The organism is Sporofaciens musculi, from assembly GCF_009830285.1.
Classification (GTDB): Bacteria; Bacillota; Clostridia; order Lachnospirales; family Lachnospiraceae; genus Sporofaciens; species Sporofaciens musculi.
In genome coordinates, this window is the sequence record NZ_WUQX01000001.1 from 231,033 (window position 1) to 243,865 (window position 12,833).

Annotated in this window: 12 protein-coding genes and 2 pseudogenes; 13 read left to right on the forward strand and 1 reads right to left on the reverse strand. The window is 35.3% G+C overall.

Annotation, left to right across the window (positions count from 1 at the left end; translation table 11 throughout):
* Nucleotides 1-58: 58 nt before the first annotated feature.
* The gene (locus GN277_RS01125) at nt 59-247 is read right to left on the reverse strand and encodes a hypothetical protein (protein ID WP_159749118.1); all 189 of its coding nucleotides are present in this window, start codon (nt 245-247) and stop codon (nt 59-61) included.
* Nucleotides 248-283: 36 nt separating this feature from the next.
* Here GN277_RS01125 and GN277_RS01130 point away from each other — a divergent pair, with 36 nt between their 5' ends.
* The 13 genes and pseudogenes from GN277_RS01130 to GN277_RS01185 all read left to right on the forward strand — a co-directional run bounded on the left by GN277_RS01130 (nt 284) and on the right by GN277_RS01185 (nt 12,646).
* Nucleotides 284-571: a DUF6870 family protein gene (locus GN277_RS01130; RefSeq protein ID WP_244324546.1), complete on the forward strand. Its 288-nt coding sequence runs from the start codon at nt 284-286 to the stop codon at nt 569-571.
* Between the two features lie 118 nt (nt 572-689).
* A complete protein-coding gene (locus GN277_RS01135; protein ID WP_159749121.1) occupies nt 690-2,384 on the forward strand; it encodes a recombinase family protein in 1,695 nt (564 codons plus the stop codon).
* Nucleotides 2,357-4,051 (forward strand): recombinase family protein, encoded by a 1,695-nt coding sequence (locus GN277_RS01140; protein WP_159749123.1) that lies wholly within the window; start codon nt 2,357-2,359, stop codon nt 4,049-4,051. The genes GN277_RS01135 and GN277_RS01140 overlap by 28 nt, the downstream gene beginning before the upstream one ends.
* A gap of 4 nt (nt 4,052-4,055) precedes the next feature.
* Nucleotides 4,056-5,153, forward strand: coding sequence for a recombinase family protein (locus tag GN277_RS01145; RefSeq protein WP_159749125.1), 1,098 nt, complete (start codon nt 4,056-4,058; stop codon nt 5,151-5,153).
* Nucleotides 5,154-5,176: 23 nt separating this feature from the next.
* Entirely contained in the window at nt 5,177-5,797 is a 621-nt protein-coding gene (locus tag GN277_RS01150; RefSeq protein ID WP_159749127.1) for a hypothetical protein, read from the forward strand.
* Nucleotides 5,797-6,093, forward strand: a pseudogene (locus GN277_RS01155) (nucleoside recognition protein); the annotation flags it as partial. The gene GN277_RS01150 and the pseudogene GN277_RS01155, both read left to right, overlap by 1 nt.
* 110 nt (nt 6,094-6,203) lie before the next feature.
* A complete protein-coding gene (locus GN277_RS01160) occupies nt 6,204-7,757 on the forward strand; it encodes an NACHT domain-containing protein (RefSeq protein WP_159749129.1) in 1,554 nt (517 codons plus the stop codon).
* Between the two features lie 67 nt (nt 7,758-7,824).
* Nucleotides 7,825-8,145: a hypothetical protein gene (locus GN277_RS01165; protein ID WP_159749131.1), complete on the forward strand. Its 321-nt coding sequence runs from the start codon at nt 7,825-7,827 to the stop codon at nt 8,143-8,145.
* Nucleotides 8,146-8,487: 342 nt separating this feature from the next.
* Entirely contained in the window at nt 8,488-8,862 is a 375-nt protein-coding gene (locus tag GN277_RS01170; protein ID WP_280178633.1) for a pentapeptide repeat-containing protein, read from the forward strand.
* Nucleotides 8,828-8,911 (forward strand): annotated as a pseudogene (locus tag GN277_RS32535) (hypothetical protein); the annotation flags it as partial. The gene GN277_RS01170 and the pseudogene GN277_RS32535, both read left to right, overlap by 35 nt.
* Nucleotides 8,912-8,944: 33 nt before the next feature.
* Complete coding sequence (locus GN277_RS01175) at nt 8,945-9,634, forward strand: pentapeptide repeat-containing protein (protein ID WP_456300602.1); 690 nt, start codon at nt 8,945-8,947, stop codon at nt 9,632-9,634.
* Between the two features lie 418 nt (nt 9,635-10,052).
* Nucleotides 10,053-11,129 carry a nucleoid-associated protein gene (locus GN277_RS01180; protein ID WP_159749137.1) on the forward strand — a complete coding sequence of 359 codons (1,077 nt, stop codon included), beginning with the start codon at nt 10,053-10,055 and terminating at the stop codon, nt 11,127-11,129.
* 41 nt (nt 11,130-11,170) lie between these two features.
* Nucleotides 11,171-12,646, forward strand: coding sequence for a hypothetical protein (locus GN277_RS01185; protein ID WP_159749138.1), 1,476 nt, complete (start codon nt 11,171-11,173; stop codon nt 12,644-12,646).
* The last annotated feature ends 187 nt before the right edge of the window (nt 12,647-12,833 follow it).

The following is a 12,833-nucleotide window of genomic DNA, read 5'->3' on the forward strand; positions in this document are numbered from 1 at the left end:
GAAACGAAGGAATGTTGATTCGGACATTGAAGTAAAGATACGAGCGATAACTATTTGATTACTGGCAGAGGGACAGGGACTTTGCGGCGATGATGCTGTTTCTGACAATGATACTTCCGGAGGTAAGCTGCTCCGGTCTGAAAAGATTGCAATTTTTATGGAAAATCTGCCACTGGCAGTCTTTTCCGTAAGTTATGGCAAATGGCGCTGTTTCCCCACAGCCGTCTGCAGGATTTGTTTTAGGCATAAAAATGCACATATAAGACAAGCAGAACAAAATATATTGATAAAGGAACAAGCTGGAAAGGGCGTGTTTATTTTGAATGTAGAAGAAATGAAAAGAATTGATGTGACAAAAGTAAACCGGGCAGATTTAGTTGATGTCAAAGATGTGAGCATAAATCGGTTTCTGAATCAGGAACGGCAAATCAATGATTTTGTAAGCCAGATTAAGAATCCCTACTGTTACAAATATGGTGATTTCATCGTTAAGATTGGATTTGAGAATACGGAAGTAACCCTGACAGACCGCTTAAAGGAATTAGTTTTAAAAACAGCTAATTCAGTGTGATTTTTGAATCCTTATGGACAAACAGGCAGGCGTATGATAGAATAAAATCAGGACTAAATCCATATGTGGAAACCTGATTTTATGGTCATTTCAGCACTATAAAATTAGGAGAATATTTATGGAAAAAAATAATTTATTCAAATCTTATATGGCTGCTGTATATCTTCGTTTATCAAAGGAAGATGAAGATTTGTCGCTTAAAACAGAGAAATCCGAGAGCAACAGCATTGCCAATCAAAAGGCATTGATACTGAAAGAGTTAAAATCTATGCCGGACGTTACCCTGTTCGATATTTATATTGATGATGGATTTACAGGCTTGAATTTCGAAAGGCCTGCGTTTCGCCGTATGCGGAATGACATTTATGAAGGAAAAATAAACATGGTGATCGTAAAGGACTTATCCCGACTTGGCAGGGACTATATCGAATCCGGGCGCTATGTGAAAAAGATTTTTCCGTCATTAAATGTCCGTTTCGTTTCTGTACTGGATCACTTTGACAGCCTGACAGCTTCACAGAGCGATATGAATTTACTGATTCCGGTAAAAAATTTTGTAAACGATAATTACAGCCGGGATATATCCGGCAAAGTACGGAGCCATCAGGAAGTGATGCGTGAAAATGGTCTTTATGTAGGGGCATATGTGGCATATGGCTATAAAAAGGCAGAGAACGACAAAAATCGGATTGAACCGGATGAATACTCGGCGGATATAGTAAAACGGATTTTCGCATGGAAATTGGATGGCATGAATGCCGGAGCGATTGCAGATAAGCTCAATCAGTTAGGCGTGATTCCACCCTCTGAATATAAGAGGCTTATGGGAATCAATTATAAATCCGGGTTTCAAAAAAATTCTAAGGCACAATGGACGGCAGTGACTGTCACCCGGATTTTGAAAAATAAAATTTACATAGGGGTTCTGGAGCAAGGCAAGCGTGAGAAGGTGAACTATAAACTTGACAAGGTTGTAGAAAAGCCTGAAAGCGAGTGGGCTGTTATAGAAGGCAGCCACGAACCCATCATAAGCCGCACAGATTATGAAAATGTGGAACGCCTGTTATGCCGTGATACACGCACCGCTCCTGCGAAGAAAAATTTATATCTTTTTTCTGGGCTGCTATTTTGCGGTGAATGTAACCGCAGTATGGTAAGAAGGCAAAATAAGTACAAACACAGTTCCTATGTATACTACATTTGCTCTACCTATAATAAAGGGAAAGGCTGTACCAGACACAGCATTGAAGAAAGTACATTGAAGGAAATCGTGCTGGATTCTATAAAGAGGCATATAGAGCAGATTGCAGAATTGGATCAGATTTTGCAAATGACGGATTCTATGGAAATTCAATGTGAAGATGTGATAGCAAACGATACGGAGATTCTTGCAAAATACGATGAACTGAACAAATGTAAAAAAATGGAGCTTACATTGCACAAGGATTTGTTTGACGGCATGATTTCTAAAGAAGAATACATACAATTCTCACAAATCTATTCAGAACGTGCAGAAACGATTGAGAAGTCGATTCAAGCGCTCCGGCAGGAAATAGAAACCATTTTCCAGAATGGACTGCTTTCTAATGAGTGGATTCGGAAATTTGCCAGTAACAGGAACATAGATGAACTGGACAGGACTATTTTGCTTTTACTCGTTGAAAAAATCATCATACATGAAGATTGCCGGATAGAAATCATTTTTAAATATAATGATAAATATAAGACTGCCTGCCGGATTGCAGAGAATCTGTCAGAGCCTGCAAGACAGGGGGTGAATGGATCGTGGCAAGAACCGCAAACAGGTATTTGAAAGCACAGCCACCCACAGCACGATCCAAAGAGATTTTTCTTGCGGGGAACTATCTGAGGTTATCTGTGGACAGCGACTATACGGGAAGTGATTCGTTGGAAAACCAACGGAAACTTGCAAAAGAGTACGCAGAAAAAAATAAGGATGTATCTATTGTAAAAGAATATATTGATGACGGAAAATCCGGAACCAGCTTTGATCGCCCGGCATTTACGAGAATGATTGATGATCTGAAACGGAAAGAAATAAATTGTGTGATCGTAAAAGACTTATCACGCTTCGGGAGGGAGTATATCGAAGCCGGAAATTACATTGAAAAGGTGTTCCCGTTTTTGGGAGTGCGCTTTATTTCCATTGTGGACAGATACGATAGCTGTGATGCAGGATGCGATAAAGAACTATTGCTGATTTCGTTAAAAAATCTGATGCATGAAATGTATGCAAGGGATATTTCAAAAAAAGTTGGCAGTACCTTTCAAATTAAGCAGGAAAAAAGGATGTTTTACCGTTCATCAACTATCCCTTATGGATATAAGATGGATGAATCGAACGAAAACTATTGTATTGACGAACCGGCAGCAGAGATTGTAAGGCAGATTTTTAAGCGATACAGACAGGGAATGTCCCAATATGAGCTTTGCAGGCAGCTTTACCAGAACAACGTATTAACACCGTCACAATATCGCCAGACAGGAAGAATTTTTAAGAGTCCGGAAGATACGTTGAAAATCTGGCAGTCATCTACCATAAACCGGATTTTAAAGAATCCCGTTTATATGGGGGATGTCTTGCGGCATAAGACGCAGCAGAGCTTTTGCGAGGGAAAGAAATCGGCAAAAGTTCCGGACGAAGAACAAATACTGCTTACAGGGAATCATTCTCCGATTGTGGATAAAGATACTTTCCTGTCTGTCCAAAACAGATTAGCACAGATAAAAGAAGAATTTGCCGCTTATCGGATGCATTCTGATGTGATTGCAAAATCTAAAGTATTTGAGGCCGATGTACTGGAGAATAAAGTGTTTTGCGGCAGTTGCAAAGCCGTTATGGTAAGAGCCGTGGAATACCGTAAAGTAAATGAAAAAACAGAGCAATATAAAGTGTACCGCTGCAGTACCCACAGAAAAATTTCAGACTGCTGTGATTCCAGATATATAGAAGAACAGGCATTGTGTGAAATCCTCTACTGTACCATCCAGGAGCAGTTACTACTGATAAAAGGATTAAAGAAGCAAATTGAGAACGACGTACAATTTTCATTTGAAGGTAAGTTACGGCATATCGAACATGAAAAACAGCGGATTACAAATCGAAAAGCTCTGCTTGAACAAGAATATCTGGAGCAATATGCCAGATACACTGAGGGGAGATTAACCGTTGATGAATTTCAGGAATTTCGGAAAACTTATACAGGCCAAAAGAAGTCCTGTGATATGCAGGCAAAGGAATTAGAAACAGAAGAAACGAAAATCAGAAAAAAAAGAACATCCATTAAGAAAATGTTTTCTGCATGGATGGCACTGGATGGTGAAACCCGGCTGACAGAGGCTATGGTTCATTGCTGTATTGAACGGGTGGAAGTATTCCAGGACAAACGGATTGATATACGGTTAAGCTATCAGGATTGCTTTGCTATGTTAGAAAAATGGACGGAGGGAGGGAAATGATTCTATGATTATAGCGTTATATATGAGGCTTTCAAAAGAAGATGATGAAGTCGTGGATGAAAGTAACAGCATTACAAATCAGAGGTATATACTCCGTAGATATATAGAGCGGATGCCGGAACTATCCCATTATAGGATTGTGGAATATGTGGATGATGGGTACAGCGGTAAGAATTTTGAGCGTCCTGGTATTGGACGGCTCCTGGAAGAAGTAAAATCCGGCAAAATTTATGGAATATTGGTCAAAGACTTTTCACGCTTCGGGAGAAACCATATTGAAGTGGGAAATTACATTGAAAAAATATTCCCCCTGTTAGATGTAAGGTTTATTGCCGTGAACAACCATTTTGACAGCGCAGATTATATGGGAACAACACCGGATATGGATGTCGCTTTTGAAAACCTGATGTATGACTATTTTAGCGAAGAAAACTCTATAAAGATTAAAAGTGATCTCTTCCATAAAAGGATGCGTGGAAAGTATATGGCAACTTTCGCACCATATGGCTATAAGAAGTCACCGGAGGATCATAATAGGATTGTAATAGATGAAGAAGCGGCTGATGTAGTAAGGCTGATTTTTCGTTTATATGAGGAATGCGGCGTAAAAGCGGAAGTGGCAAGGCATCTGAATGAAAAGAATATCGCAACGCCACAAGAGTACGCAAAGAAAAAAGGCATTGCAAAACACTGGAAATATGAGCAGGAGAAAAAATTCTGGAACGGCTCTATTATAGGACGGATATTGAAAAATCCCATTTATATCGGGAATACCGTTTTTCACAAAAAGGAAGTGATTGAGGTCGGTTCTAAAAGGACAAGGTGTCTGCCGCAAGCTGAATGGGAAACCTGTGAGAATACGCATGAAGGAATTATTCCCAATAAGCAGTTTGAATGGATAAATAGTAAAAATTTTAAAGCTGGCAATTATTTAGAAAAAAAGAAACCAGAAAAAGATTCTGCCATATCTTATGAAGGGGCTGAAAAAAAAGGATTGCACAGTATCAGATCAAGGAACAAAAAAAGTATGATTCCGTGGTATACTGTGAAGGAGAGAAACGAAAAAGAGGGGACAAGGATTCTCCTATCAAGGGAATTGTAAAATGCGGCGGCTGCAGGCACCATATGATCCGTCGGAACAGGCGGAACGCTTCTTATTACTGTAGGCATTACTATGAGATTAAGGATTCCGGATGCTGCTCGGAGAATGTGAAAGAAACAGAGCTGATGGAGATTGTCAGAGAGGCAATTTGCAGGCAGGCGGCGTTGTTCGCTGACCGGAAAGAATTGTCCAGGCTTTACCGGGATGTGGCGAAACAGCAAAAAGAAAAAACAGCAAAAGAGCAGGAATTTCTCCGGAATAAAATCCAAACGTGCAAGAATGAGAACTTTATCCTGTATGAACAGTATAAAAAGGAAGAAATTGACCGTTGTAAATTCCAGGAACAACGTCAGAAGAATTTGAGGATGTTAGAGGCATATCAGCAGCAGCTTGGGCAGTATGCAAGGGATGATGAGGAAACAGATGTAGATAGATCTGGTATTCTCTCTTTATTGGAGGGAAAAGAGAACTTGTCAGAATTAACAAAGGAAATCGTGGAGCAGCTTGTCTCCGCTATTTATGTCTATGGAAATGGGCAGGTGGAAATTGTCTTTAAATTTAAAGATGAACTGGAAAGTTTTTTCGATTCGACAAACAATTCCACGGTTCAAAAAAATATAAAAAAAACCGTGTCATTAACTTGACACAAGGGGGGTTGAAGGCCATGGAGGAACTCGGGAAGTTGAAGGAGGAACGGAGGGCGGGACGGATTCCTGGGCCTGTGAGGCGGCAGGGGATTGCAAGCAATGAGATGTGTACGTTTCTGATTATTAATATTTCATCGCTACAGTTGATCCCGGTAAATGTGATTGCCTACCGAAGCCAGTACGGGAGCGTAAACCCGGCGGCGATCGTGGAGCCGGGGATTGTGGCGACGGCGATGAGTACGGTGGCGGCGGTTGTTTTTTGTAAGATGATGGATGGGAAGCGGAGGACATAACATCTTCCGCTTTCATAGTTTTCTAGAAGACAGTAACCTATTCTGTTTTTAAACAGAGTAGGTATTTACTATTTACATTATATGAAGTATAATCAAAACAAAACACCCATGTGATTGTAATAGAAGTTTATGTTATAGAGGAAGAAGATATGGCAATATTAGATTGGGATAATTTTGAAAGAATACATGGAGGGGTAGGAGGCGCTTGGAAAGCTTTTGAAAATGTCTGCTTTGAGTTAGTTCGAAAAAAATACGGAAAAGAAAGCAACGTAAAAAAAGTAAGACCTTTCATGGGAGACCACGGTATTGATATTTATGTGAATCATATCGGGGTTGAACCAATTCATATTTATCAGTGCAAATATTTCCAAAATGGTGTGGGAAAATCCCAACAAAATCAAATTCGGGAATCATTTAGTACAATAATGAGCAGTGAAGACTATGAGGTTTCTTCATGGACACTTATGTTTCCTCAGGACATGACCTTTGAGGAAAATATATGGTGGTGTAAATGGAAAACTAAAATGAACAAAAGAATGCCTAATGTAGAGATCTCATGTTTGTGTGGCCAGGCATTAATTCAGGAAATACAGGATTATGGTATTTATGATAAATATTTTAGTGGATTTACAAATGATAAATATAATGATGTAGAAAAGAAAGAAAATGCTGCTTCTGTCATAGATTCATATATTAAAAATTATACAAGTGTGATGTTTTTGCAGGAGGAGGATGAACCGCAAATAAAGCTAATGGATTTGTATATTAGTCCTGAATATGAAATTTTTTTATCAGAAGTAGAAAAATTAGACGACCCAAATTTGGATTTAACAGAGTATGTTGAAATATTTGCCAATGATGATGGGAAATCAAACCAAAATACGTTGCCAGTACTTTTTATTGAGGGACATGCTGGTATTGGAAAAACAACTTTTATTTCTAAAGTGGCCCATGATGTTCAGGAAGGAAAAATTCTTGCAGGAATTAAACTGTACATAATATGTTTAAGAGATTTAGTCCCAAGTGGAAAGAGGATAAACCTGCTAAATCCATGGATGGATTTTTATGAGTATTTAGGTATCTGTCCATCGTTTGAAGAATTTATGATAGAAATGAATGGGACGGTTCTAATCTTGGAAGGATTTGATGAATTATCTATGATAGATAATATTCAAAATGAGAACAAAAGCACGTATTTTAACAAATTGTATCACATTATGAGTCAGTATAAATGCAACTGCCATCTTATAGTGACTTCCAGGCCAGATTATTTGGTTGAGGATAATGACTGGAGTAAAATTACATTTTGCAAAATTATTATCAAAATAAAACTTCTTTCCAAAGAAAAAAAGCTGGAATGGATTCACATGGCAGAACAGAAAGGATTACGAGTCAGAAAAGGAATAAAAAATGACATTGTAAACAGTCAGAAAGAAGATATTAATGTAATTATAAGCACACCATTTACCCTATATTTAATTGTGCATAATAATATAGAACTCGGAACTTCCTATGAACTTTGGGATATTTATTTTAAAATATTTGGTATAGAAACAGCAAAAAAAAATTATGATCGAATTGCTCATCCATCTGAAATTCTAGTGGATTTTATTTTTGATATAACACGTGAAATTGCTTTTTTATGTTTACCCATAATAAACTAGATATTTCTTGGAACGAAATAGAAATAGTGATTAATAATTTGAAATTTCAAATAATGATTTGGAAAGAATGAAAGAAATTGGCGTAATACACAATAATAGTTTTTCGGAGGCAAGAATCGAATTAAGGCGTTTGCTAAGGAATAATTATGCATTACATACTTATTATAAAAGGAGTGAAAATGGTGGGGGACTGGCCTTTGTACATAATTATATAAAAGATTTTTTTGTATATGAAAAGATAAGTAATACGCTGAATGAGGCATATAAAAAACTAAAGCCAGACAAATTAAATACCGATGATATAGAACAGATGAATATTATTTATTATGAATTGTTCTCTAGCAATTTTTTGAATGAAAAGGTTATTGAATTTTGGAATCAAATATAAGAAGTGAAAAAAATCTAACATAAAAACTCTCATTTGGATAAAACGTGAGTGCAGTGATTTTCCACAGAGAGTATTTCCAGTTGTGTTTTCTGATATGTTAATAAATGGTTTTTGCTATCCAGATAGAGTTACAACGAAAATTGATAGCGAATGCATAGAGAAACCGATAAATGAGTCTTATAATTTGTGGGTATTGCATAAAAAAATATATAATTATACGAATGCAAATGAAAATTATATTACAATGCTTATAAATAATGAATTTAAATTGGGCTCTAAAGTGAAATTTTTCCGCATACTTATTAATGAATTATTAAGCATTAATAAACAACTTTTTCAGAAATTAATCTCCAGGATATAGATATAAGTGGCACTGATTTTAGTAAAGCAGATTTGTTTCGATGCAATTATTATAAAACAAATTTAATTAGAGCGGATTTCAGCGATGCTGTTATCAATGAGAGTAGTCTGAAATCAGCTAAATGCATGAGGGGCAATTTCAGAAAAATTCATATGTATCAAGTTGATGCAAATAGAACAAATTTTAATAATGCAAATTTGATGAACGCAGAACTACAGAAAACAAACCTGAAATCTACTCAGTTTGTTGAAGCAAATTTATGGGGTGTGACATTTCATCAGTGTATCTTTTTAAGTGACAATTTTACAAAAGCAAATTTAGATGAGTGTGTTATTAAAAATTCTGAATCTCCATAAATGTAAATTTATTAATACGAGTCTAAAAAGGGTCGATTTTCAGGACATAGAATTTTACGATTGTGTATTTCGGAATATAGAATTGGAAGATGCAAATTTGGGGAGCGCTTTATTTTATGGAACAAATACAATTAAAGGAAATTTTAGCAGAGTAAAATTTAGAACGACAAATTTTTGTGATCAAAGATTCAAAAACTGTAATTTTGAAAATTGTGACTTTACAGGCACTGATTTTTCCAAAGCAGTATTAAATAGAGTATGTATGGTTTATGCAGATATTAAGTCGGCGATACTAAAAAGCATAGAGATTATATCTTCTAACTTAAATAATTGCAATTTGGAGAACATTGATATGTGGGGAGCTAAATTGAGTCGTGTGTCTTTAGAAAAAAGTAATTTTTCTTATGCGAAATTACAAGGATGCATTATTGAAAAATCAAATTTGTCATACGCCATTTTAAATGATATATTGGCGACGGAGGCAGTATTTGATGAGACGAATTTTAGTGATGCAAACTTAATAAGAGCAAATTTAGAAGATGCAAGTCTTAAAAGAGCTAATCTTAAATATGCCAATTTATCGTATGCAAATATGGCGAATGTAGATTTTTATAAAGCAGATTTGAGAGAAGCTAATTTGCAGGGGGCTGATATGCGAGGAGTCAATTTAGAACAAGCAAATCTGACTGGTGCAAATTTAATAGGAGCTAATTTAAGTAATGCGAATTTAAAAATACAATTATTAAAAATACTATTTTTAGAGGTGTGCTAGGTAAAAGGAAGAAAGGAAATATAAAATATGCTTTATTAAATAACGCAAATATGGAGGGTGTTAAATTAAGGAATATAAAAGGATATACTCAGGAAGATGTTATTAAAATGCTAATTTCTGCAGACTGTAGAAAGGCGGATTTTACATCCATACCGCAACATATTAAACAGATGATTTTGAAGTAAAGTTATAGTTAAAATGATGAATTGAAAAAATTGGTGTTAGTCAAAATTTGTTGATAGCATTCTAAACCAATAGTAACTGATAATTATAGACATTTTCACGCATTTTAATAACATGTTTGTCATACTCAAAGAGCGTGTCAAGCTTCAAGAATAAATTTCTTTGTAGCCCTCCTGTAGGGAATTAGATACAAAGAGATTGACTGTATTAGATTTTACATAGGAGGAAGATTCAAATGAATATACTGTTTAAATCATTTCATAATATTAATGTTCCCGAAAATGTTATCCGAGTAATACCAATTCCAGAAGATTTTGATGAATTTATGATAGAGTTTCTTCTATATTCTCTTCAAAACAAAAGTATCAAACGTTATAAAATGATTGATAAAAACACTGAGGTTCTTAACTGCATTCAAAGGATTACGAAAGAATGTCTAAGTGAAACTCAGAAGGATACAGAAGATACAGATACAACACTGGAATTTTCCAATAGTATAGCTTTGAAACTATTAAGAGAAGAGCAAGCTGTCCAGCAATTGATTGAAAAAATGCGAATTACAATTCAAAGAGGTAGCCTGATTCAAACTTTATTCAGAACGGATACTGACAAACTTATTTTTGTTGTTGCTAAAGTGGAGCATTCGGAATGGTATGAGGGTGAAAGTTTGGAAAAGAAGTTTGGATTTCCCGGAGATAAGAAATCAGTCTGGAAATCTGCGATTATCCCATTAGAAGTAACGGGCGATTTATCAGAAGATGATATCAAAATATACCGGAATAATGATTCAAAATATTGGACAGAAAAATTTCTTGAGTTGCAAGAAAAAAAGTCAGATGAAACAAATACGCGGGAAGTATTTGAGGCAGTTCAAACCATTTTGAGAAAGAATGTGCGTAAACAGTCAGAACGTGATTACCTAATTTTGCGTAATGCCTTGATACAGAAAATGAAAACACCTCAACAGATTAATTATACTCAGATGATTGATGATTTGGTTGGAAATTATATTCCGGATGCTGAAAGTTTGAACATTAATACTATTAAAGAAAAATTACTTGATTTAACTATAACAAAAACATTTGATACACAATTCAATGCTGTTCCGACGGTAATCAAAGAGAGAAAGCGTAAAGAAAAATATTTCCCGTCAGCAGGTATTGAAATAACTCTTGTGGGAGCGATCGAAGATTTTGAACATGTAATTATTTCAGAATCCGTAGATGGGGGCAGACGTTATCTTAAAATACGTTGTGATGATCAAAAAACATATGAGGCCTTTGCAACTAAGCAATTAAAGATAGAAACATAATTCTTATTATATGGATATACAACTTGGGAAGGAGAAATACCATGCTTATAGAATCTTGCAAAGAGATTTTTGGTGAGCCTGTGAATTATTATGAAGCAGCAACAGTTGTTGATGCTGATTATAAGATTTTTTCCGAGAATCTGCCGGATAAAAGTATATTGCTGAAGCTTTTTGAGAATCTTCCAAAACGTGATAATCTTGAGATTTCGATAAAGGATGAAAGTGACACGTATTTTAAGAGTTTGCATAATGAAATATGGATGGATGAATATATAAAGTTTTGCTCTGAACAGACGAACGGCGAAGAAATAAATATACATATTCATATAGAAAAACAAATTTTAGATGATACAGTATCGATTTATGATTTTGAGCGTTTTGCAACAATTTTCGAGGGAGAAAATCTTTTAAGACAGTTGGATTTTTTCGTAGCTTTGATGAAAGGAAGAAAAAATGGACTAAAAATCATTATAAACACACCAGATGTGTTAGTCACGAACTACATTGCTATTGCATCAGAAACAAGAGAAGTAATTAGTGGAAGAGCACGAGACTTTCAAAAATGTGAGGATGCCAGTATATTTATGAACAAAGCATATATGCCTTTGATACCACAAGATTTTTCTGTACAATATTGTAATGGTATTATTTCTGCCCGTATAGAGAAAATTTTTAAAACTATAGAGTCATTTTTGGCTCTCATGTACATCGTTAATATTTCTAACATTGTCCATGATAAAGCTATTATTCAGATACAACCTGGACAAAATTTTGAAATTGAGATCAATTCATATAAGTATAATTATGTTATTACAGAAGTATATAACTGGATATTCGCTGATGGAGAATCTCCAATAGACAGAGCTTCTATTGCAAGAAATATTATTAATGTTCATTGCAAAAATAGCAAAGCATTATTGAATATAGATTTGCCAGTGCTAATGTCTATTAAATCAAATTATATGATTTATCAGAAAGATACTGTGCAGAAATATCTTGAACTAAAAGAACAGATTTCAGAATGTATCTCTGACACAACTTTACAGTTCCAAGATGCAGTGGATGGGCTAATTGAAGGTATACGTAATAATCTAATTGCGATTATTACCTTTATTATTTCATTAGTATTGACAGATTCGCTTAATGTTGAAAATCTTATTGAAGAGCAACTTCCTCGTAATCTTCAATTGGTTATAGGAATTTTTTTGATAGCATCAGCAGCATATTTATTTGTAACAAGGAAAACAGTGAATACTAAATGGGAGCTTATCGTTGACCGATATAATAGACTTAAGGAGAACTATCAAGATATCTTAGATGCTAGTGATTTAGAAGATGCTTTTGGACATGATGAAATGATTAGTACTTATCAAAATAGGCTGAATAATTATAAGAAAACTATTACAGGAATATGGATATTATTTATCGTTTTAGTAACTATAATTGCAGTAATTTACTCATTTGATGTAGGGTACTGGGGAAGACTATTAATGCAGTTCCTAACAAGAAGCAAATAGCGTTCAGAAACAGCTGCGTCAATATGCGACGGCATTGTGGAAAATTCTTTTGAGAAGTTAGATATTCTGTTTCTATTGAAGGAAAAGAGAGCTTACAGGAATTACCAAAAGAAACTATTGAATAGCTTGTCTCCGTTATTTATGTCTATGGAAATCAACAGGTGGAAATTATCTTTAAATTCAAAGA